23 protein-coding genes are annotated in these 23,783 nt (G+C 31.0%); 10 read left to right on the top strand and 13 right to left on the bottom strand.

What is annotated here, in order from left to right; all coding sequences use genetic code 11:
• Window positions 1–26: 26 nt before the first annotated feature.
• On the bottom strand, window positions 27–512 hold the full coding sequence (locus ASC41_RS01525; RefSeq protein WP_055434873.1) for an Mpo1 family 2-hydroxy fatty acid dioxygenase: 486 nt from the start codon (window positions 510–512) through the stop codon (window positions 27–29).
• An 86-nt stretch (window positions 513–598) separates the two neighbouring features.
• Between ASC41_RS01525 and ASC41_RS01520 the strand changes: the two genes are divergently transcribed.
• The 3 genes from ASC41_RS01520 (at window position 599) to ASC41_RS01510 (ending at window position 3,134) form a co-directional block, all read left to right on the top strand.
• Window positions 599–1,480 (top strand): sterol desaturase family protein, encoded by an 882-nt coding sequence (locus tag ASC41_RS01520; RefSeq protein ID WP_055434872.1) that lies wholly within the window; start codon window positions 599–601, stop codon window positions 1,478–1,480.
• A complete protein-coding gene (locus ASC41_RS01515; RefSeq protein WP_083477111.1) occupies window positions 1,477–2,352 on the top strand; it encodes a DUF547 domain-containing protein in 876 nt (291 codons plus the stop codon). The genes ASC41_RS01520 and ASC41_RS01515 overlap by 4 nt, the downstream gene beginning before the upstream one ends.
• A gap of 92 nt (window positions 2,353–2,444) precedes the next feature.
• Window positions 2,445–3,134: a TIGR04283 family arsenosugar biosynthesis glycosyltransferase gene (locus ASC41_RS01510; RefSeq protein WP_055434871.1), complete on the top strand. Its 690-nt coding sequence runs from the start codon at window positions 2,445–2,447 to the stop codon at window positions 3,132–3,134.
• Window positions 3,135–3,192: 58 nt separating this feature from the next.
• On the opposite strand, the gene ASC41_RS01505 is transcribed toward ASC41_RS01510, so the two are convergent.
• The 5 genes from ASC41_RS01505 to ASC41_RS01485 all read right to left on the bottom strand — a co-directional run bounded on the left by ASC41_RS01505 (window position 3,193) and on the right by ASC41_RS01485 (window position 7,948).
• Window positions 3,193–4,458, bottom strand: coding sequence for a BamA/TamA family outer membrane protein (locus tag ASC41_RS01505; RefSeq protein WP_055434870.1), 1,266 nt, complete (start codon window positions 4,456–4,458; stop codon window positions 3,193–3,195).
• A 6-nt stretch (window positions 4,459–4,464) separates the two neighbouring features.
• On the bottom strand, window positions 4,465–5,190 hold the full coding sequence (locus tag ASC41_RS01500) for a hypothetical protein (RefSeq protein WP_055434869.1): 726 nt from the start codon (window positions 5,188–5,190) through the stop codon (window positions 4,465–4,467).
• Window positions 5,187–6,191, bottom strand: a complete 1,005-nt coding sequence (locus tag ASC41_RS01495) for a glycoside hydrolase family 113 (protein WP_055434868.1) — start codon at window positions 6,189–6,191, stop codon at window positions 5,187–5,189. The genes ASC41_RS01500 and ASC41_RS01495 overlap by 4 nt, the downstream gene beginning before the upstream one ends.
• 90 nt (window positions 6,192–6,281) lie before the next feature.
• A complete protein-coding gene (locus tag ASC41_RS01490; RefSeq protein WP_055434867.1) occupies window positions 6,282–7,202 on the bottom strand; it encodes a hypothetical protein in 921 nt (306 codons plus the stop codon).
• Window positions 7,203–7,231: 29 nt separating this feature from the next.
• Window positions 7,232–7,948: a DUF547 domain-containing protein gene (locus ASC41_RS01485; RefSeq protein ID WP_055434866.1), complete on the bottom strand. Its 717-nt coding sequence runs from the start codon at window positions 7,946–7,948 to the stop codon at window positions 7,232–7,234.
• A gap of 255 nt (window positions 7,949–8,203) precedes the next feature.
• On the opposite strand from ASC41_RS01485, the gene ASC41_RS01480 reads away from it, so the two are divergent.
• From ASC41_RS01480 to ASC41_RS01445, 7 genes are all read left to right on the top strand, one after another.
• Complete coding sequence (locus tag ASC41_RS01480; RefSeq protein WP_055434865.1) at window positions 8,204–9,511, top strand: NAD(P)/FAD-dependent oxidoreductase; 1,308 nt, start codon at window positions 8,204–8,206, stop codon at window positions 9,509–9,511.
• Window positions 9,512–9,520: 9 nt separating this feature from the next.
• A complete protein-coding gene (locus ASC41_RS01475; protein WP_055434864.1) occupies window positions 9,521–11,161 on the top strand; it encodes a 4Fe-4S binding protein in 1,641 nt (546 codons plus the stop codon).
• A 36-nt stretch (window positions 11,162–11,197) separates the two neighbouring features.
• Window positions 11,198–11,689 (top strand): toxin-antitoxin system YwqK family antitoxin, encoded by a 492-nt coding sequence (locus tag ASC41_RS01470; protein ID WP_055434863.1) that lies wholly within the window; start codon window positions 11,198–11,200, stop codon window positions 11,687–11,689.
• 416 nt (window positions 11,690–12,105) lie between these two features.
• A complete protein-coding gene (locus tag ASC41_RS01460) occupies window positions 12,106–12,798 on the top strand; it encodes a glycosyltransferase family 2 protein (protein WP_055434862.1) in 693 nt (230 codons plus the stop codon).
• Window positions 12,799–12,854: 56 nt separating this feature from the next.
• Window positions 12,855–14,288, top strand: a complete 1,434-nt coding sequence (locus ASC41_RS01455) for a cellulose synthase family protein (protein WP_055434861.1) — start codon at window positions 12,855–12,857, stop codon at window positions 14,286–14,288.
• Between the two features lie 148 nt (window positions 14,289–14,436).
• A complete protein-coding gene (locus ASC41_RS01450) occupies window positions 14,437–15,867 on the top strand; it encodes an MptA/MptB family glycosyltransferase (RefSeq protein WP_083477110.1) in 1,431 nt (476 codons plus the stop codon).
• Between the two features lie 73 nt (window positions 15,868–15,940).
• A complete protein-coding gene (locus ASC41_RS01445; protein WP_055434860.1) occupies window positions 15,941–16,705 on the top strand; it encodes a hypothetical protein in 765 nt (254 codons plus the stop codon).
• 86 nt (window positions 16,706–16,791) lie between these two features.
• Here the strand turns inward: ASC41_RS01445 and ASC41_RS01440 are convergent, their stop codons facing one another.
• The 7 genes from ASC41_RS01440 to ASC41_RS01410 all read right to left on the bottom strand — a co-directional run bounded on the left by ASC41_RS01440 (window position 16,792) and on the right by ASC41_RS01410 (window position 23,654).
• Complete coding sequence (locus ASC41_RS01440; RefSeq protein WP_055434859.1) at window positions 16,792–17,163, bottom strand: hypothetical protein; 372 nt, start codon at window positions 17,161–17,163, stop codon at window positions 16,792–16,794.
• 139 nt (window positions 17,164–17,302) lie between these two features.
• Window positions 17,303–17,620 (bottom strand): hypothetical protein, encoded by a 318-nt coding sequence (locus ASC41_RS01435; protein WP_055434858.1) that lies wholly within the window; start codon window positions 17,618–17,620, stop codon window positions 17,303–17,305.
• A 58-nt stretch (window positions 17,621–17,678) separates the two neighbouring features.
• Window positions 17,679–19,217, bottom strand: a complete 1,539-nt coding sequence (locus tag ASC41_RS01430) for a carbon-nitrogen hydrolase family protein (protein WP_055434857.1) — start codon at window positions 19,215–19,217, stop codon at window positions 17,679–17,681.
• Window positions 19,217–20,191: a deoxyhypusine synthase family protein gene (locus tag ASC41_RS01425; protein WP_055434856.1), complete on the bottom strand. Its 975-nt coding sequence runs from the start codon at window positions 20,189–20,191 to the stop codon at window positions 19,217–19,219. Before ASC41_RS01425 ends, ASC41_RS01430 begins: the two co-directional genes overlap by 1 nt.
• Window positions 20,181–21,119, bottom strand: coding sequence for an agmatinase (gene speB, locus ASC41_RS01420; protein WP_055434855.1), 939 nt, complete (start codon window positions 21,117–21,119; stop codon window positions 20,181–20,183). The genes ASC41_RS01425 and speB overlap by 11 nt, the downstream gene beginning before the upstream one ends.
• The gene (locus tag ASC41_RS01415; protein ID WP_055434854.1) at window positions 21,109–22,506 is read right to left on the bottom strand and encodes an arginine decarboxylase; all 1,398 of its coding nucleotides are present in this window, start codon (window positions 22,504–22,506) and stop codon (window positions 21,109–21,111) included. The genes speB and ASC41_RS01415 overlap by 11 nt, the downstream gene beginning before the upstream one ends.
• Window positions 22,507–22,928: 422 nt before the next feature.
• Window positions 22,929–23,654 (bottom strand): flavodoxin family protein, encoded by a 726-nt coding sequence (locus ASC41_RS01410; RefSeq protein ID WP_083477113.1) that lies wholly within the window; start codon window positions 23,652–23,654, stop codon window positions 22,929–22,931.
• Between the last annotated feature and the right edge of the window lie 129 nt (window positions 23,655–23,783).

The raw sequence follows: 23,783 nt of genomic DNA, 5'->3' as shown, positions 1-23,783 counted from the left end.
TTTTTTTATATAGATTTCTATAATTCTTAAAACTTGATTTTTAATGCTTCAAACAAATGGCTCATTGTCCAAGCAGGACCAATCATTAAAAATTGAACATCTTTTAAAAATGATGGTTTTTTTCCTTCATGGTTATGTCCAACAAACTGTACAATCCATGCAATTACAAAAATAGCAACCATTATCACCCAAACTGGTGCAATATTAGCACTTGCAATTACATTTATTCCTAAAAGGACTAAAGCTGAAAAAACTAACATTCCTATAAAAAGCGTTACAGACAAACGTAAGTAATAAAACAAGCCCAAAACTATAATTAAAGTTCCTAAATGCATAAAAGGAGCTAACCAAGTTGGTACAACTTCTTGCAAAAAAGAACCTATTGGTATAGCAGAAAACAGTCCTATAAGGCTAAAGAAAATAGCTGGCACACAAAAGTAATGTACAATTTTATTAAATTTTGTTTGGTGACTTTCTCCATATTCAGCTAAAAGACTATCTATTTTTCTCATACTACTATTTATTAAATGAATGGTTTCAAAGAAACCTACAACAAAAATATGTTATTTTTACTTTAAATCTACGACAGAACTGTTATATGGAAAAATATTTAGACATCATAAAAAATGCTTATTCTGGCTATTGGAATTATCTTAAAAACGAAATTATTACAATAAACCATTGGGATAATTATTTTTATGGTTTAATTTTTATTTCAATTTTAGTTTGGATACTTGAAATCGCATTTCCCTGGAGAAAAGATCAATCTATTTTTAGAAAAGATTTTTGGTTAGATACATTTTACATGTTCTTTAATTTCTTTATTTTAAATCTTATAATACTCATTGCGTTAACAGACACTACTGCAGCTTTTTTTAATGATATTTTAGGATTGGTAGGACTTTCAGTCTCAAGTTTTCAGTTGTTTGATGTTGATGATTTACCATTATGGTTAGGCTTACTAATCTTTTTTATTGTGAGTGATTTTTCTCAATGGAATACACATAGATTATTACACCGTTTTACTTGGCTTTGGAATTTTCATAAAGTTCACCATAGTGTAAAAGAAATGGGATTTGCTGCACATTTACGTTACCATTGGGCAGAACCTATTCTATATAAATCTTTACTTTATATTCCTATTGCTATAATTGGTGGTTTTGATGCGCAACATGTTGCTATTGTTCATTTCTTTAGTATTACAGTAGGTCATTTAAATCATGCTAACTTAGGTTGGGATTATGGTGTTTTAAAATATGTTTTTAATAATCCGAAAATGCATATTTGGCATCATGTAAAAAAACTACCTGAACATGCAAGGTTTGGAGTAAACTACGGACTAACATTAAGCACTTGGGATTACCTATTTAAAACAGACTACATACCACATAACGGTAGAGATATAGAGCTTGGTTTTGATGGAGACGAAACATTCCCAAAAGATTTTATCAGTCAAGAATTATACCCATTAAAAAAATGAGATATTTAATATTATTAGTATTTGCTTTAATTTTATCATCGTGTTCCAGCACAAAAAAGATAGTAGATAACACTCCAAAACAAGAGAGTAAAGAAGTGGTTGAAGTTAAAAATGAAGCAACACCACAAGTTGAAGACATTCCTGTTACGACCGAAGTTCCAGAAAAAACTGAAGTTACTACCGAGGTTAAAGACATCACTGTACAAGAAACTATAATTGCTAGTACGGAAGCTTTTAATCACAATATATGGCACAAGCTACTAACACAACATGTATCTGATGCAGGGAATGTAGATTACAAAAGCTTTAAGTCTAATAGAAAGCCTTTGACCAATTACATTACATCGTTAGGAAAAAATATGCCTATAGACACATGGAAAAAAGAAGATAAATTAGCATACTGGATTAACGCTTATAACGCATTAACAATAGACTTAATTCTTAGAAACTATCCGTTACAAAGTATAAAAGACATCAAAGATCCTTGGGAACAACGTTTATGGAAACTAGGTGATAAATGGTATAATTTAGAAGAAATAGAACACCAAATACTACGTAAAATGGAAGAACCAAGAATTCATTTTGCTATTGTATGTGCTTCATTTTCTTGTCCTAAATTACAAAACGAAGCTTTTACAGCTTTAAACTTAGATACTCAATTAACGAATGCTACTAAAGAATTTTTATCTGATAAAAACAGAAACGACATCTCTCAAAGCGATCTTAAATTATCTAAAATTTTTAAATGGTTTAAAAAAGATTTCGAACAAAATGGTTCTTTAATAGACTTTTTAAATAAGTATTCGGATATTTCAATTTCAGAAAAAGCAAACAAATCGTATTTAGATTATAATTGGGATTTAAATAATTAAAACTTTGTCATTCCTGCGAAGACAGGTATTCACAAAACAAAAAACTTAAAAGCAGATTCTTGACTTCGCAGGAATGACAGAAGGTGAAACTTATGATTTCGATAGTAATTCCTATTTTAAATGAAGCCGATACTATTGAAAAACTTCTTTTTCATCTTATCGATAATGCTTCGTTACAAAACATACAAGAAATTATTGTTGTAGATGGCGGCAGTACAGATGGCTCACAAGAGATTGTAGAGTGTTTAGATTTAAAAGTCAGGCTTATTCACTCTAAAAAAGGAAGAGCCAAACAAATGAATATTGGTGCAAGTGTAGCAAAAGGTGAGATTTTATACTTTTTACACGCAGATTCCTTTCCTCCAACCCATTACGATAAATATATTATAGATGAAGTAAAAGAGAACAATCAAGCAGGTTGTTTTCGTCTAACCTTCAATAATAACCATTGGTGGTTACGTTTAGCAAGCTGGCTTACACAATTTTCTTGGCGTGCTTGTAGAGGTGGTGATCAAAGTCAGTTTATTACCAAAGCATTATTTGAAGATATTGGTGGATTTAATGAAAAATTCACCATTTATGAAGATAACATCTTAATTAACGAGCTTTATAAACGTAATGAATTTGTAGTTATCAATAAGAAAATAAAAACTTCTGATAGGCTTTACAAACGTCATGGCATATGGAAACTACAATATCATTTTTGGGTAATTTATCTAAAAAAATGGTTTGGTGCCAGTGCTAATGATTTACATGTTTATTATAAAAAAAACATAGCCTAACATTTTCATTTCAACTAAAACTAATTTGCCTAAAGTCGTATTATAAAGAAGCTTTTTTTTAAAAGTATTGCCCAATACCAAAAACTAAACCTTGTGTTTCTCCTTTGGTAATACCAAAACCGTAATCTATTCTAAAAATAGCATTAAATATACGTTTATGTATAAAACGTAAACCTAAACCTGGAAAAACTCTAATATTTTGAGACTTCCCAAAATCTCCAAAATCACCTCCTGGATTTCTCCATGAGCCGGCATCTACAAAAGCATTACCTTGAAGTGCAAACCAGCTTTTATCATAAATTGTATGCCTATACTCAGTATTAACAACAACAGCTCCTGTACCTCTATCTATTGTGTTTCCAACGCCTCTTAGGTTTAGATTATTATCTACAGAAAAAGGCGCAAAAGGCGTCTCGTCATTAGATGAAAAACCAACACGCAATCTACTTGCCCAATTACCTTTATCTCCCACTCTTTTATAATAATGGAAATCATTCCAAGCAATAATAAACTCTGGTAAGTCATTACTAGTAGATGTAACATACTGCGCATTAAAAACACTTTTAAAACCCGAAATGTATTGATAATAATAATCTAAATTATTATATTCATAAATACCTTTATACAATAGTTTCTTTACAGATAACTCTTGAGGTACAGATGGATTAGTTGCTCCACTTAAATAATTATATTCTTCAAGAAAATAATTAATTCCAAACTCAAAACGGTTTTTAAAATTTGGTTGATATAATGCAAGCAACTCATAAGATTTGTTTCTGTATTTATAATCAGACGTTGTATTATCGAAAAACACAGGTTCTTTAGTATTTAGATCTTGATGATTAATAGCCAAACCTAACTCTCTGCTAAATAGAAATGGTGCTCTTAAATTAATACCATAAGAACTAAAAATGTCTTTTTGATAAAAACCACCAAAAGCAATATTCTGTCCAAGTGCATTGAACTCATATAATCCTAATCTATATGCGAACTCATCATCGTTGGTAGTATAAATATTTACTGAAGGAATAATAGTAAAATTCTCTTCAATATTATAAAACACATTATAATTATCATCATTTGAAAGAAAAACTTGATAATAGGCATGAGCAACAGCTGGTAAGCGCTTTAATCTTTTAATATCCTCATCTAAAATTGTAGAATCCAATACCGCACCTGTTCTCGCTTTAGATATTTTTTTTACAAATGAAGACTTCAGTTTTTTATTACCTTGAACCTTTAAATCTAAAATCACTTTCTCTTGCGCAATAGTAACGTTGAAAAAAAAACTAAATAAGAAAAGAAGAGCTATACTATATTTCATTTTGTGTTAAAAGCTTTTTTGAGACACTAAATTAACCCAATTATCTAGGCTAACATCCATTAGTGTAAAATTATAATTTAAATTGTTTTCTAATTCTGGAAAACCTTCAGTTATATTTAAGACCACATTTGAAACATCGTAAAACTTAAAATTATTTTCATAAGTATAAGTTCCAGAAACCAAATCATCATTAATATTAGAAACAACTTGAAAGTATATGGCATTGTCTCCAATTGCATTTGCTTCCCAGGAAAAATGAGGCATTAATGCTTCCTCTAAATCAATAGTAATAGCAGCATTCCAAACGGTTGCCTTTTCTATTTGTTTTGTACGAATAGGATTGGAAATTTTAATCTCGTTATTTAATTCGTATGTAACAACAATCCATTTTTCTGTAGAAGTCTGCCTTGTAAAAAGACCTAAATAACCATTAAAAAAAGCATCACTTTCCATAACAACACGTTTATACTTAGAATACTCAAATTTATTAACAGTAGCTGTTTCAGTCTCATAAAAACGAACATCTGTTGCTCCTGTTTCCGGATAATAAAAAGTTAAAATAGTATTGCTATCATTTTCAGCACTCGCAGCACAAGCAATTACAGATCCCATTTCTGTAATTCGATTTTTCATATACTCAGATAACACATTTGAATCTAATGCAATATCATCGTCATCATTAGAGCATGAGACAAAAAATAAACTAATTACTATTAATGTTAATATTCTCATTTCTGGTTTTCAAAATGTGATTTAATTATTTTCTCTACAGGCTTGTTTTGTGGTGTAAATCTATTGTCCTTCTCACCACCAACATTAGCATGGTCATGAAACCATTTCCATACAAAACCACCTGCAAACCAATCTTCTTTCCAAAAAGCATCAAAAAGAGCTTTAGTAGCATTATTCTGTGCTTCAAGATTTACAAAACCGTCACTTCTATCAGATTTCCAAGGCTCTTTACCTGTATAATCTATACTTCTGTACCCATATTCTGTAAACAAAATTGGTTTTTTATTTCTATCTGATACTTCTTTTATTACTGGCTTATGCATTCTCCACCCTTCTAAACACTCTTTTACAGTTGGTGTTTTGCTATCGCTAACAGGAAAATATGCATCTACTCCAATATAATCTAATTCGCTCCAAAAAGGAGTACGTTTAAACTCATCCCAATTGGCTGCGTAAGTTAATTTCCCTTTGTAAACCTTTTTTATATCTACAATTAATGTATTCCAAAACTCTGGTCTATTACTTACAAATTGCTCTAATTCTGTACCAATACAAAAAATATCTGCGTTAATATCTTGTGCCAACTTAGCATACTCTAAAATAAAACCCGAATAAGATTCTTCTAACTTTCGCCAATTATTTTCGGTTTCCATTTGTATATAGCCCGTAAATTGACCTCTTGATACCCAAATTTGAGGTTTAAGCATTATTTTTATGCCTTTAGCATCTAAACTTTTTGCATACTGCTCTACACCTACTCTACTCTCACCGTACCATTGTTGTTTGGTATTGTAAATAACTTCTGGATTATTTAAATTTTTAATAAACCCAAAAGGCATCACTGCTGCAAAATTGGCGTTGATTTCTACCACAGGATTTACATGCTCCTCTGTAATTGCTGTTCTAGAAGCGACAAAACTTACACCATTAATTTTTGTTTGCGATGTGCAAGATTGCAACATACAAAATAGAGATAAAAAAAGAAGTTTAATGTATTTCATAGAGTTCAATTATTCACGAAATATAAGAAAAAGATCCCGCTAATAAAGCGGGATAATTTATCTATACAATTTTATTTAAAATGTAACTTATTAGAATAAAGCTCTAACACCTAAGCTAAAAGTATTCCCCAATCCTTGAAAATTATTACCTCTTACAATTTTACCATAAGATGCTTCAAGATTTAATGTTTGTGTTAATTGGTACTTTCCACCAAAACCTAATTGTGTATAATTTTGTTCAAATTCGTTACCCAAATCTATTAAAAATGCTTGTTGTGCATTAACAAATAATGTAGACTTAGCTGAAGGAAAATAACTTAAAAAAGCACTTACAGGCAAAAACAAACTATTGTTTGCAAAACGCTCTCCAATATTAACGGCTTCACCACTTTCTATAGCATCTGTACTAGATTCTCCAAAGTTAAAACCAAAATCGGCCTCTGTGAATATTTGCCAATCTCCACCTCCAAAAGTTTTATCGTAGAAAAACTTAGTTTCCCAAAACGTACTTCTTTTATCTAAATATGCAGAAACTGCTTCATCTTTAAATATTGGTAAGTAAAGAGAACTAGTAATAGAAAAATTAGGCACACTTGCAAAAGGTTGAACTCTTATAGATGGTGCAATAGTTGTAAAACCACTTCTAGAATCGGTACCATTATTATCGAAATCGAAAACACTAAATGCACTTTGTCCTCCGTAATTATTTGCTCTAACCTGTACAATTAAACCAACGTTAATTCTAGAATCATTACTTACACCTGTGTAAACCTCTGTAGTATTAGTAAAAAAGTTTTGTCTGTCAATATCAAAAGATTCTCCTGTGCCTTCTCCTGTACTTTTTGTTTGCGTATAAAGACTATTAAAAAATTTAATATCCCATTGTCCTTTATTTAATAATTTACTAGGTGTAAATTCTTGTACATTACTTCTTGTAGTTTCTTCATCTTCTTGCGAAAATCCTAAAAAGTTAATCGTTAATATTAACGTTAGTGCTATAATTTTTTTCATTTTTCTGGTTTTATTTTAGTCTTAATTTATTATTGTTTGTTTATTCTCCAATCGTATTCAAAATACGTTAGCTTATAATCTGTTGGTATTTTCTCTGTTCTAATAGTATTAATGTATTCTATCTCTGTTTTACCATTCATAATAAAATCTTCTTTATACCATTCTAAAATTTTAGAACCTGCAACACGCTTCTTTTTAGCATTCACTTTAATAAAATAAGTACCATTTAAAGCTAATTTTGCTTGTTTTTGTAATTGAGTCTCTAATGTACTTGGCAAATAAGCTTTATTTATTAACGGAGGACAACCTACGGCTCCACAGACTAATACAAAATGAAAACGAGGATCTTTAAACTGAGCTCTTAAAAGTTTATGTTCAATATCGTTTAACACTGTACTTTTACCACCTAAACTATGTTTTGTTTTATCAAAAAAACCCTTATCATCTAAAGGTGATTTTGTAGGATAATTATCTACTAAACCTTTAATTACAGATAAGTTGTATGCGTTTATCCAAAAGGCTTGGTAATTTTTAGCATCACTTTTAGCTACATTAATTCCAGCTGCTGTTTTTAATGCTTCGTTAAGAGCACTTCTATCTTTTTTAATGGCATCGTAATCCACTTTACCATTTAAAACATTCGCTTTAAAAAAAGCATCTGCTTGTTTATAAAATACATCTAGGTTTTGCGCTTTCGCGGAAAAGCCTCCTAATAAAATTAATGCTACTACTATTATATTTTTCATTTCAGTCTTTTTTAATCTTTTAATATTTCTGAAAAACTTCAGATAAAATTTACGTTCTAATCGTTATAACTTTTGCTTCAGTCTATAACCCTTTCAAAAACTTTCAAAAAAATGTTAAAAAAATTAACGTCTCATCCATCCTATCAACCTTACAATCACCAGTAATTTATATCTATTCTAAATACCATTTTAATATTAAGTTTTTATCTTGTAACTCGACCTAGTAAGAATAGAATTAAAAAACAAACCAACAATATGGAACATGTAGTTATTATAGGAAATGGAATTTCGGGTGTAACTGTTGCCAGACACATTCGAAAAAATTCTGATAAAAAGATTACTATCGTTTCTGCCGAAACCGATTACTTTTTCTCGCGCACTGCATTAATGTACATATATATGGGACACATGAAGTTCGAGCATACGCAACCTTACGAGAATTCGTTTTGGAAAAAAAACCGTATCGAACTTAAAAAAGGTTTTGTAGAAACAGTAGAAACAGAATCTAAAACACTTCGTTTTGCTGGAGGAGACACATTACAATACGATAAATTAGTAATTGCAACTGGTAGTAAACCTAATAAGTTTGGTTGGCCGGGACAAGATTTAGATGGTGCACAAGGTCTATATAGTAAACAAGATCTTGATAGTATAGAGCGTAATGCTCCAGATAATAAAACCTGTAAACGTGCAGTAATTGTTGGTGGCGGATTAATTGGTATTGAATTAGCCGAAATGTTAAACTCTAGAAGCATACCTGTTACCTTTTTAGTAAGAGAAGATAGCTTCTGGAATGGTGTTTTACCTAAAGGTGAAAGTGCCATGATTAACAGGCATATTAAAAATCATCACATAGATTTACGTTTATCGACTAACTTAAAAGAAATAAAATCTGACGAAAACGGAAAAGTAAAATCTATAGTCATTACAGAAACAGGAGAAGAAATAGAATGTAACGTCGTTGGTTTAACTGCTGGAGTTGCACCTAATATCGATTTTATTAAAACATCTAATATCGAAACTAACAGAGGTGTTTTAGTCAACAGGCAATTAGAAACAAATATTCCAGATGTTTATGCTATTGGCGATTGTGCCGAGCAACGCGATGGTGGTATTGGACAACGCAGACCAATTGAAGCCGTTTGGTATACTGGCAGAATGATGGGAGAAGTATTAGCACAAACCATTTGTGGTAATCCTCTTGAGTATAAGCCAGGACATTGGTTTAATTCTGCTAAGTTTTTAGACATTGAGTATCAAACTTACGGTTGGGTATTTGCAGATCGTGGTCGCCCTGAATACGAAGAACATTTTCATTGGATTCATGAGGATGACACAAAATGTATAACCGTAGCTTACCATAAAGACACTAAACAATTTTTAGGAATAAACACTTTTGGTATTAGAATGCGACACGAAACATTCGATCGCTGGTTAACCGAAAAACGAGATGTAGATTATGTAATAAAAAATCTACCAGAAGCCAACTTCGATCCAGAATTCTATAAACATTTTGAAAAAGACATTCTAGCATCTTACAACAAACAATTACAAACAGTATAATCCAATAAAATGAGCAATAAAATAGATCACAGTATGTCTTTAGCATCACCAGATGCTTTAAACATAACCACAAAACAAAAGATAGCTTTAGCCTTTGGCCTAATAGGATTATTTATACTAGTACTCGCTTTATTTAATGTAGATTTCCCAAATAGAGCTGTTTTTTTAACACTGTCATTAGGCTTAGTTATAGGAGGTACTATTGTATATTCTAGAGAAGCTTACCTAACTAAATTAGAAGGTATAAAAAACGATGGTGTTTGGTTTAAATCTTTAACATCACGAGGTGTTTTAGGTTGGTCATTAGGTATTGTATTAACCGTATTTTATATTGTACTTTACTTTTTTCCTGCATTATTAGGATTAGGAACCAATGGAGAAGCAAATACAGGACTTATTGCTCTTTTCGATCCTTTAAGTAATCTCTTAAGTGGTAACAATGCCAGTCAATGGTTTGTTTACGGAACTTTATATACCGTTGCTATTTTAGCTTTTGGATACAAGTTTATGTTAAAATACAGACATAACCGTTACCAACAATTACGTACAGGTTCGGTAATGTTTTTTCAAACAGCATTCGCTTTTGTAATTCCAGAATTAATGGCGCGTTTAAACTCAGATGATTTTTCGTTACCATATAACGATCTTAAAAACATGTGGCCTTTAAATTATTATGCTTTCGATCAATGGAGAGTAGACCAATTTATAAATGCACAAACAGTAGGATTATTTTTCTTAATCTTAGGTGTTGTAATGGTTTTTGTAATCTCGCCTTATTTAACATACAAATACGGTAAACGTTGGTATTGTTCTTGGGTTTGTGGTTGTGGCGGATTAGCAGAAACAGCAGGAGATTCTTTCAGGCAGTTAAGCAACAAAGGTGTTAAAGCATGGAAGTTTGAAAGATGGATGATTAACTCTGTACTTGTATTCTCTATAGTAACAACAGTAGCAGTAATCTCTACATATTTAGGTTACGACTCAGAAAAATACTGGTTTACTAAAAATGCTTTTTTAATTAGTATTGGTGTATTCTTAACCTTATTATTAGCAGGAATACTTTATTACAAAAGAAAAGAATTAAACAAAAGTGCTTTTAGAGGCGCTATTGGTTACTACATTTTAACTATTGCTTTTTTAGTATTCTATTCATTTTTCGACTTAAGTCAAATAAAAATTGATGCTAGCTATTTCTCTTTTGGTTTAAACCAAAATACTTATAGTTTTGATAGTGGATTAAGAAGCTTTTACGGGTTTGGAATTGGCTCTATATTTTCTGGAGTTATTGGTACAGGATTCTATCCTATTTTAGGAAACAGAGCTTGGTGTAGAATGGGTTGTCCAATGGCAACTATTATGGGAATCCAACAACGTTTATTCTCTAAATTCAGAATTACAACCAATGGCGGACAATGTATTTCTTGTGGTAACTGTTCTAACAGTTGCGAAATGGGAATAGATGTTCGTGCTTATGCACAAAAAGGAGAAAACATAGTACGTTCTAGTTGTGTAGGTTGTGGTGTTTGTAGCGCTGTTTGCCCAAGAGGTGTATTAAAATTAGAGAATGATAGTATGGATGGAAGAATTAATCCGACAGAAGTATTATTAGGAAACGATGTAGATTTAATGGACTTATTAAACAAAAACTAAATTTCCTTTATATATCTAATCGCGTTTTAGCTTACAATGAAAAACACACTATTCGTATTAATACTATTTATAAGTTTTAACGCTTTCGCGGAAAAAACCTATATAAAAACACATTATAAAGATGGTACTTTAAAAGCTGAAGGTTGGATTGAAAATGAACTTAAAACAGAGCATTGGAAATTTTATTACAGCAACGGAAACTTAGAAAAAACAGGTGAATTTAATAACAATTTATATGTAGGTTTTTGGAAATTTTATTACGATAATAAAAACTTAGAATCCGAAGGTCATTTTACAAACAGCAATCGTACAGGTTTTTGGACTTACTTTTATAGAGATAAAACGATAAAAAAAATTGGTGAGTTTGATAATGGAAGCGAAACCGGATTCTGGAAAGAATATTTTACCAATAGTAATTTAATGCGCGAAGGTTTCTATAGTAAAGGTTTGTTTACTAATTATTGGAAATTCTATCACTTTAGTGGTAAACTAAAAAAGAAGGTAACTTTGCAAACGGAGAACCTGTAGCATATTGGGCGAACTACTATAATAATGGTAACCTACAATCTGAAGGTCATTTAACAAATGGACAAGAAGATGGTTTTTGGTCTTATTATTTCGAGAATGGTAAGCTAGAAAAAAAAGGCGATTATAAATCTGGCTTAGAAACCAACTATTGGAAATTCTATAGAAATAATGGTACTAAAGAAAAAGAAGGTCATTTTGTAAATGGTGCAAAAGCCAATTGGTGGTTGTTTTACGATAATATGGAAAAAATAAACCATAGGTGTCAATTAAAAAACAATCTAAAAAATGGCTATTGTTTAATGTACAAACAAGAAAAACTAATAGCTGCAAGTAAGTTTTCCGAAGGAAAAAAAATTAAAACGTGGACCGATTTGGCCACTTTTAAGAAAGAAAATAAATTAAGTGATCTTAAATAAATGCCCAAAATAAAAGTAATTATACCTGCTTATAACGAGCAAGACTCCATAGCGAATGTTGTAAGAGATATTCCAAATAGTGTAGAAGAAGTTATTGTTATAAACAACAACTCTACAGACAACACAGTTATTAATGCTAGAAATGCAGGAGCAACAGTACTTACAGAAACCAATAAAGGTTATGGTTATGCGTGCTTAAAAGGCATGGATTATATTGCTAAACTTAGTAAAAAACCAGATATTATTGTTTTTCTTGATGGCGATTATAGCGATTACCCAGAAGAGTTAACAAAACTTGTAGCACCAATTATAAACGACAATATAGATTTTGTAGTTGGGTCTAGAGTTAAAGAACTTAGAGAAGGTGGCTCAATGACACCGCAACAAGTTTTCGGTAATTGGCTAGCTACTTTTTTAATGAAGCTGTTTTTTGGAGCAAAATTTACAGATTTAGGGCCTTTTAGAGCAATTAAATATAAAGAGTTATTAGCTTTAAACATGCAAGATAAAACTTATGGATGGACAGTAGAAATGCAACTTAAAGCTTTAAAGCAAAAACTCTCTTATATAGAAATACCTGTAAGATATAAACAAAGAATAGGCGTTTCTAAAGTCTCTGGAACCTTAAAAGGTACTATATTTGCAGGTTTTAAGATATTAGGTTGGATTTTTAAATACAGTTTCAAAAAGTGATATATTTAAACTTAGTCATTATTATTATTTACTCTATAGCATTGCTACTTATTTTCATGTATGCATTGGCTCAATTAAATTTACTATTTAATTATCTTTCTGCTCAAAAAAAGAAAGTAAAAACACCTTTTTTAGATTTTAACAATCCAGAAAAAGTTCCTTTCGTTACTATACAGTTACCTGTTTTTAATGAGGAGTATGTAATGGAACGCTTACTTGAAAACATAGCTCTTATAGATTACCCAAAAGAGAAATTAGAAATTCAAGTGCTAGATGACTCTACAGACAACACCGTAGAAACTACACACTCTCAAATTGCTGCGCTTAAAGCAAAAGGATTAGACATCGTTCATATTTGTAGAACAAACCGAGAAGGTTTTAAAGCAGGTGCTTTAAAGGAAGGTTTAAAAATTGCAAAAGGAGAATTTATTGCCATTTTCGATGCCGATTTTTTACCACAAACAGACTGGTTAAAAAAAACAATTCCACATTTTACAGATAGCAACATTGGTGTTGTACAAACACGTTGGGGACACATAAATAGAAATTACTCTACACTTACAAAAATTCAAGCCTTTGCTTTAGACGCACATTTTACACTAGAACAAGTAGGCAGAAACTCTAAAGGTCATTTTATCAATTTTAATGGTACTGCTGGTGTTTGGCGTAAAGAATGCATATTAGACGCCGGAAATTGGGAAGGCGACACCTTAACCGAAGATTTAGATTTAAGCTATAGAGCACAACTTAAAAATTGGAAATTCGAATATCTTGAAGATGTTGTAACTCCAGCAGAATTACCTGTGGTTATTAGTGCCGCACGCTCACAGCAATTTCGTTGGAATAAAGGTGGTGCAGAGAATTTTAGAAAAATGATGTGGAGAGTCTTAAAAAGCAAAAACTTATCTCCTAAAACAAAACTTCATGGTTTACTTCATTTATTAAATAGTACCATGTTTTTAAATGTACTTATTGTAGGTATATTAAGTATCCCAATGCTTTACATTAAAAACGAATATGCACACTTAAAACCTTACTTTTATGTAATGAGTTTCTTTGTGGTAAGTACCATCATTTTCTTTATTTGTTATTGGCATATGTACAAACGCTCATATGGCGGAGGCTTTAAAAACTTTGTTAAATATATTGGAATGTTTTTTACTTTTTTCTCAATTGCAATGGGCTTTAGCTTGCACAACTCTATAGCTGTTATAGAAGGACATATAGGAAAACGCAGTGAATTTGTACGAACACCTAAATTTAATATCAAAACACTTAAAGACAGCTGGAAAGGCAACAAGTATATAAAAAATAACATTTCAATTAATGTTATTTTCGAAGGCTTACTAATGTTATATTTTGCATTTGGTATGTACAGCGCTTTTGTAGTTGGAGATCAAGGCGGAGATTTTGGTTTATTCCCTTTTCACCTTATGCTTTGTATTGGTTTTGGTTTTGTATTCTTTAAATCTTTAACCTCTAAAGCTTAATTTTATTATGAGCGTTTACAGACAAAAAAGTCTGCACCACGCTTTCCGCTATATCTTTTTTGCTTTTAGTGGCAAAAAAGGATGCCGCATCAATCGTTAACGCTGTCTACCAAAATTCAGCTCTTAAATTAATAGAATAGCTTTAACCGTGTTCAACTCAATAGTATTAAAAACAAAAAAATTACCGCTATTATTAGTCTTAATAAGCGCAGTACTTTATTTTGTTTTTGCATACAACCTTGAACGTACAGCACACTTTAAACTCATTATATTATATACTGCTGTATTCTTTATATTCTATAAACTTGTACAGCTAAATAAATATAATTTTAAGTTTTTAGCACTTACAGCTTTTATATTCCGAGCTATATTTATACTTGCAATACCCAATCTTTCTCAAGATTTTTATAGATTTATTTGGGATGGACGTATTATTCTTGAAAGCCTAAATCCTTATCTCTATACACCAGAATTATTTATCACAAATAATCAATTTCCAATTGCACAAGCTGAAGAGTTATATGCAGGAATGGGACCATTAAACGGAAGCCATTTTACAAACTATCCTCCAATAAATCAATTATGCTTTATTATCGCAGGTTTTTTTGCGAATAAAAGTATTGTTGGAGCAGCAATGGTTTTAAGACTGTTAATTATTGCTGCCGATTTTGGAACGCTCTATTTTGGTAAAAAACTATTAAAAAAACTTAACCTTCCGGTTCACAACATTTTATGGTACATACTTAATCCATTTATAATAATAGAACTTACTGGCAACTTGCATTTTGAAGGTGTCATGATCTTTTTTCTTGTTTGGAGTTTATACTTATTACATTGTAACAAATGGAAATGGGCAGCTGTTGTTTTTGCTTTATCAATTACAACTAAACTAGTTCCGCTTATGTTTCTACCTTTATTCTTTTGGTGGTTTTCAAAACGCAATACAACATTAAACCAAACAGAATTAGCTCTTAACACAACCAAAAACAAAAAGCGCGTTTCCTTTTTCGCAGGAATAACAAGGCTCATTAGTTTTTATTCCATTGTAATACTTACAACACTACTTCTTTTTGCTCCATTTTTCTCGACTCAATTTATAAATAACTATAGTAAAACTGTAGGCTTATGGTTTGGTAATTTCGAGTTTAACGCAAGTATTTATTACATTGCTAGAGAAATTGGCTATTGGTTTAGAGGTTACAACGAGATTGCAATTATTGGCAAAGCACTACCTGTTATTACCGTTTTATATATTCTTAGCTTATCTTTTTTTACAAAAAAAATAAACACAAAAAAACTAATTACAACTATGCTTTTTAGTTTTACTATTTACTTGTTTCTAAGTACAACTGTACATCCTTGGTACATTGCAACCATTTTAATTTTAAGCGTGTTTACTAATCACAAATTCCCATTGGTGTGGAGTTTTATTGTTATTATTAGTTATCTCGCTTATGCGAATGCAGATAACACTGAGAATCTTTGGATTATTGGACTAGAGTACTTAATTGTTTTTAGTGTTTTTATTAAAGAAATATTCTTTAGTAAGAAAAAACTATCTTCTAAAATTGAATCTTAAATTTATACCTTAGTTTTGTTATTAAGCGTTTATAACAAATTTAAAAACAGTAATTCTCCCAACAAACCATATAATGAATTTAAAAAATCTGACTTTAATATTACTAATTTTCACAATAATTAGCTGTAGCACAGAAAGCACTGTAAATCCAGAAAACTACATAGAATTAGAATATCAAAAAAAACCTACTAACGATAAAGTTTTAAGTAAAATACAAACAAAAATTAAAGGCTCTAACGATAGTATTGGAAAATTTATTAAAAATCATGAGCAAAGATTTACTTACTTCTTTTCATCAAAAACAGATTTAGATGCTCTTATAAAAATGTATCCTGATACCATACAAATTAAAAAAGCATTCTTAAAACAGATTAACGACAAACACTTTGTTTCTAATTTCGAGAGCTTAGTAAATGTTAAAAAACAAAATAAACCATTCTATTCTACAGAAGAAGTTATGGAAGTTGCTTCTCGATTTTTTCTAATTGTAAATTCTAAAAATACACTAAAATTAAAAATTTGTTCTAGCGAAAATGAGTTTAACGATTTAAACAGTACTAAGGATGTAACATTAATAGAAGCTATAACTTACGAAGCTATAATAACTGCCTTTGATGAAGAAAAAAGCGGACAACCAAAATTTATAGCCAATACTAGATCTTACTTTTTAGAAGCAATAAAAAATCCTGATAGTTTAAATAATGATGCTTTATCAAAATTAGCTAAAAACAAATTATATAAAATGATGGAAACAGATAAAAGCTTAAAACAGTTTATTAATGCGTATTACATAGATAATTCAAGCAATTTACCATTCGTTATTAAAAAAAGTGAATAAAATAAAACTACACTTAACAAGTGTTTTTCTACTGTAAAAAACTAAAGGCTACCAATTGGTAGCCTTTAGTCTGAGTATAAAGTAAATTACTTTTTTATTTTTTCCAATTTTGTAATTGTTAGAATTTCAGTTTCACTTTCAAAACCATCCTCATCCTCTTCTGTTTCAACTACAATTGAATAAGTTACTTTCATGTTAGTACCTATTAATGCTTCAGATTTTAAATCGAATGCTTTTAAAACATCTTCATTAACATTTTGAAACGTTATTGTACTTTCATCTTCATCGTCGTTAGTAAAAATAAAATTATAACCGTAATCTTCAGCACCATCATAAATAGCTGAGATTGTTTGCTCTTCTTGATCTATAGAAACTTTTTTAGTTTCAACTTTAAAACTTGATAGTGCTAACATAAAGAAAGCTACCATTACTACTTGTACTATATTTTTTGACTTCATTTTGAATAGTTTAATTGTTATTTAAAAATCTTTGAAAACTACATTTTACTTCTAGTAAAACACCGTAATCTCTTGCCTAAAATAGTATTATAATATGTTCGCTTTTTATCGTTTTAAAATTATTAAAATAGTTCTATTTTTAAAAATCATCATCACTTTCATCCATTTTTGGATCTTGTACAGCCTCTGGATCATTATCATCGAAATCTTCGTAATCGTCCTCGTCGTAATTATCCATAGTAACTTCTAACTTTGCACTTACTTTTACCAAATACTTTGTGTCTTCGGTAATAAGCTCTACAGCTTCAATAAGTTCGTTCTTTGCATTTTTAAAAGATACAATATCACGATCATCGTAACCATCAGGGAATTTATCTACTAACATCGCTAGAATTTCAGGAGTCAATTTTTTAAAATCGACTATCACTCGCTTTAAATTTTCGTTTCTGTTTTTCATTACTATTTTTGTTTATTTCCGCAGAAGCGAAAATCATATTTTTATTAATTTAAAAATACTATTTATTATCATTAACTCTAACAACATTATAAAAATCTTTACGTCTATCCTTTAAGTTTTTTACTGCACCAAAAGAATGTAATTCTCTTAGTAAACTTAAATCTACATCCGCAACTAAAATCATCTCTGTATTTGTAGTTGCTTCAGCTTTAATTCCATTGCTTGGAAACGAAAAGTCGCATGGTGTAAATACGGCAGATTGCGCATATTGGATGTCCATGTTATTTACATTTGGTAAATTACCTACACTTCCTGCAATGGCAACATAACACTCGTTCTCGATGGCTCTTGCTTGCGCACATAAACGTACACGAGAATATCCATTTTGAGTATCTGTTAAGAACGGAACAAAGAGAATATCCATACCTTCATCTGAAAGTAATCGAGACAACTCTGGAAACTCCGAATCGTAACAAATTAGTATCCCTATTTTACCTGCATCTGTCTCGAACGTTTGTAATTTATTACCACGCTGCATTCCCCAAACTTTAGCTTCATCTGGTGTAACATGTATTTTTTCGTAACGTTCTAAACTTCCATCTCTACGACATAAATAACCTACGTTAAAAAGGTTATCGTCTATTAATTCTGGCATACTACCAGTAATAATATTAATATTATAAGAGATAGACAGTTGCTGCATTTTCTCTACAATAACCTTAGTATATTTTGCTAATTCTCTAATAGCATCTGGCTCGTGTAAATGGTTATACTTTGCCATAAGCGGTGCATTAAAAAACTCTGGGAATAGTGCAAAATCCGATCTGTATGCCGCAACACTATCCACAAAATACTCTACCTGTTGCATAAGCTCCTCTAAGCTATTGTAGGTGCGCATTTGCCATTGTATTAAACCTAATCTAACAACAGTTTTTACTGTACTTGCCTTCTTATTTTGTTTAACATAATAAACGTTATCCCACTCCATTAAAACAGCATATTCGTTTGATGCTGTATCGCCTTCTAAATAACCTTTTATAATTCTTAAAGGATGAAAGTCGTTAGAAATTTGAAAGTTTAAAACTGGATCATGAATTTCTTTACGCTTAACCTTTTCTATATATTCTTTAGGTGTAAGCTCACTTTGAAACTTATGATAGTTTGGCATTCTACCTCCAAAAACAATTCCTTTTAAGTTTAATTCTTCGCAAACTTCTTTTCTATAATCGTATAAACGTCTACCTAAACGCAAACCTCTATATTCTGGCTTAATAAAAACATCTATTCCATAAAGCACATCGCCATCTGGATCGTGGTTTTTAAATTTATCGCCCTCAATAATATCGGCATAAGTATGGTTATCTTCAATCTTATCGTAGTCTACAACAAGAGACAAAGCGCAACCAGCTAACTTTCCATCGATTTTTATAACTACTTGTCCTTTTGGGAAAATAGTAGTTAAGCGAGCGATGTGATCTTTCTTCCAAAAAGAATCAAGTACACCACCATAAGACTCAAGTGTTGCCGATTTTAATTCCTCAAAATCGTCAACAGTTAAGTACTTTAATTCTATATTTTCTATTTTATGCTCTTCCATTACTCACCTAAAAGGTATGCAAATATTAAAGGTGCAACAATTGTAGCATCACTTTCTATTATAAATTTAGGTGTATCAATATCTAGTTTTCCCCAAGTAATTTTCTCATTTGGTACTGCACCAGAATACGAACCGTAACTTGTTGTAGAATCACTTATTTGACAGAAATAACTCCAAAATGGTGTTTCTGGACGCTCCATATCTTGGTATAACATTGGTACTACACAAATAGGGAAATCTCCTGCAATTCCACCTCCAATTTGAAAGAAACCAATTCCTTTAGATGAGTTATCAGTATACCAATCTGCTAAAAATGTCATGTACTCAATACCAGATTTTACAGTACTAGCTTTAAGTTCGCCTTTAAGCACGTAACTAGCAAAAATATTACCCATTGTACTGTCTTCCCAACCTGGGCAAACAATAGGTAAGTTTTTTTCTGCTGCAGCATACATCCATGAATCTTTTAAATCTATTTCGTAGTATTCTTCTAAAACACCAGATAATAACATTTTGTACATGTACTCGTGTGGTAAAAAACGCTCACCAGCAGCTTCTGCATCTTTCCAGATTTTTACAATATGCTTTTGCAACCTTCTAAATGCTTCTTCCTCTGGAATACAAGTATCTGTAACACGGTTTAAACCTTTTTCAAGTAAATCCCACTCATCTTGAGGTGTTAAATCTCGATAGTTAGGCACACGTTTGTAATGTGAGTGCGCAACTAAATTCATAATATCTTCCTCAAGGTTTGCACCTGTACAAGAGATAATTTGCACTTTGTCTTGTCTAATCATTTCTGCAAAACTTTTTCCAAGTTCTGCAGTACTCATAGCTCCTGCAAGAGACACTAACATTTTTGCACCACTTTCTAGTTGTGCTTCGTAACCTTTTGCTGCATCAACCAAAGCTGCCGCATTAAAATGTAAATAATGTTTTTCTATAAATTGAGAAATTGGTCCTTTAGTACTCATCGTCTTCGTTGTATTTGGCACTGTTATTTTTTTCTTTTAAAGTCTTATATTCATTATCAAAGTCGTTTTTAACATCTTCACTTTTAAACTTATAACTCAGCATTTTGTAGTACAATTTAGCTGCTAAAAAATCTGAAGATTTTTCGTCTTTATTAGGGCATAATTCTACAATATCAAATCCTACAACATTTTTCTCTTCGAAAACCTGCTTTAAATACTCTAATGTTTCATACCATAATAAACCGCCCGGTTCTGGAGTTCCAGTACTTGGCATAATTGAAGGATCGAAAACATCTAAATCTATAGTAATAAAAACATTTTCTGTCATTTGATCTATTGAAGAATCCACCCAAGTATCATCGATAGCCATTTCATGAGCAAAGTATGTTTTTTCTTTGTCCATAACCGTAGTTTCTATAACATCCATAGAGCGAATACCAACTTGTATTAAATTTGTAGTCTGGCTAGCTTCGTATACTGCACAAGCGTGGTTACATTTAGAACCTTCGTATTCTGTACGCAAATCTGCATGCGCATCTAATTGTAATACAGTAAGGTTTTTATACATTTCGTTAAAAGCACGAATAGTACCTATAGAAATTGAATGTTCACCTCCAAAAATAGTAACGAACTTGTTCTTTTTTATGTAGCTTTTTGTTGCCTTATGTACCGCTTCTACCATTGCTTCTGGAGAAGTATTTTCAGTTACAGAATCTGCAAGATAAACACCTTGTTTATAAACTTCTGTTTCTGTTTCAATATCGTAAAGCTCCATGTTTTCTGATGCATTTAAAAATGCTTCAGGACCTTTATCTGCACCTTTTTGCCAAGTGCTAGTACCATCGTAAGGCACAGGAATTAATACGATTTTTGCTGTATCAAGTTTCGAAAACTCTTCCGAAATACCTGCATAAGTTTTACTTTGCATAACCTAAAATTTTAAGTAAGTCTTCACTTTTTTGTTGTTCACTAAATAGTTTTGTTGTTATATTTCCGTCTGCATCTTTATCTATTAAAATGTGTTTTGGTGACGGTATTAGGCAGTGTTGCAAACCTCCAAAACCACCTATAGTTTCTTGGTATGCACCTGTGTTAAAAAAGCCAATATATAATGGTTTTTCTTTGTTGTATTTTGGTAAATAAATAGCATTCATATGTTGTTCACTATTGTAATAATCGTCACTATCACAAGTTAAACCACCAAGTAAAACACGCTCGTAACTAGATTCCCATCTGTTAAGAGGTAGCATTACAAAACGTTTGTTAATTGCCCAAGTATCTGGCAATGTTGTGATAAAAGAAGAGTTTATCATGTTCCATTTCTCACGATCGTTTTGTTGTTTTTGGTACAAAATTTCGTAAATGGCTCCACCACTTTCTCCAACTGTAAAGCTTCCAAACTCTGTGAAAATATTTGGCACATCTACACCTTCTTCTTCACAGGTTGTTTTAATTTGATTTACAATTTCATCTACTAAATACTCATAATCGAAATCGAATACTAATGAGTTTTTAATAGGAAATCCACCACCAATATTTAAACTATCTAGACTTGGACAAATTTTCTTTAAGCTAGTGTAAACCTTTAGACATTTTTGTAATTCGTTCCAGTAATAGGCATTATCGCGAATTCCTGTATTAATAAAAAAGTGTAACATTTTAAGGTTTACTTTTTTATTATCCTGAATTTGGTTTTTATAAAAAGGTACAATATTCTTGTAACCAATACCTAAACGCGACGTGTAAAACTCGAATTTTGGCTCTTCTTCAGATGCTATACGAATACCAATGTTATATTTTCCTTTTACTTGCTCAGACAATAAATCGATTTCCTCGTAATTATCTATAATTGGAATACAGTTTTTCTGTCCGCCATTTATTAATCGTGCAATGTTTGTAATGTATTGTGCACGCTTAAAACCGTTACTAATTATAAAAGTATCGTTATTTATTTTTCCTTCAGCTTTCAGATTTTCTACAATATCAATATCGAAAGCAGATGATGTTTCTATGTGTATATCGTTTTTTAAAGCTTCATTTAAAATGTGCTTAAAATGTGAACTCTTAGTACAATAGCAATAATTATAATTACCCTTATAATTATGCTTTTCTATTGCATTTGCAAACCATTGTTTTGCACGCTGAATGTTATTAGATATTTGTGGTAAATAAGTGAATTTTAAAGGCCCACCGTATTCTTCTACTAATTTCATAAGATCGATACCATGAAATTGTAATTGGTTTTTTTCTAGTGTGAATTCCTCTTGTGGGAAATCGAAAGTTTGATTGATTAAATCAATATATTTAGTATTCATTATTATTTAATAAAAATGTTAAAATTGAAAACAATTAAAAAAAGGACTGAAATTTAGTTCAGTTTAAATAATAGTGAAGAATTCAGACCTGTATAATTAGGTCTGTTGTAGGCACAAAGCCATAATTATGCTGGCTAGCAACAATTGTAGTTAAAGCGGAAGTTAGCTCTAAAATTCGGTTGCTTAATCGATAAGCTGCTTTTGAAAATGACTTCCTAATGTCCAAAAGCCCGAACGTATAAACATGGTTCAATTTGTTCAGCTATAAAACTTGCAAAAAACAAGTGTTATTTTTGTCGTGACAAATGAAATACTTTTTTTTGAATTACAATGAAAAAAGTTATTATTTTTTACAAAACCATTTCAAACACTCCTAACACACTAATAATATATGTGTTAGCACAATAAAAATCACCTATTATTTATCTGTATTCTGAATTTTCGAAAGCCCAATGTGTACCATCATCCCATTCTTTTCTAGAATTCCCATAATTATCATAACCATTATTTGCTTTCATCATTTTGGCTAAATGCAGTAAATTATATGTCATGAATGTGGTATTTCTATTTGTAAAATCAGAATCGAAACCAACTGGAGATTTTAATTTCTCTCCACCAAATTCTGTATCACCATAACTTGGTCCTGGACCTACTTTACCTATCCAACCAGAATCTGCTTGTGGCGGTATAGAATAACCGACATGTTGCATAGCATAAAGTATTCCCATTGCACAATGTTTAACACCATCTTCGTTACCAGTAACCATACAACCTCCTACTTTACCGTAAAATATGTATTGTCCTTTATCATTAGTTTGAGAACTCATTGCATACAAACGCTCTATTAATTTTTGTGCTTCAGAAGATTTCTCTCCCAACCAAATTGGAGTTCCAATTATAAGTACATCTGCAGCCATTACTTTTTCAAAAATTCCTGGCCAACTATCTTTATCGAAACCGTGCTCTGTCATGTCCGGATAAACGCCTGTTGCAACATCCTCGTCTATTAATCGAATAGTTTCGAAAGTTACATTCTCTTTTTTTAGAATGCTTTGAGAGACTTTCATTAAAGTATCTGTATGACTTTTTTGAGGTGATTTTTTTAATGTACAATTTATGTACAATACTGAAAGATTAGAAAATTTCATAGTCATGTTTTAAAGTTAAGAACGCACTATTTTTTAGTACCAAACCAAATAAATGGCTTTTGAATGCTATCTAAAATTACATAAAAATAATGGCACTTCTTGTCTTAATACCAATCCTTAAGACTGTTT

The organism is Lacinutrix algicola (assembly GCF_001418085.1).
GTDB lineage: Bacteria > Bacteroidota > Bacteroidia > Flavobacteriales > Flavobacteriaceae > Lacinutrix > Lacinutrix algicola.
Note: the sequence above shows the minus strand (reverse complement) of the source record. Positions and strands in the feature narration are given on the sequence as shown.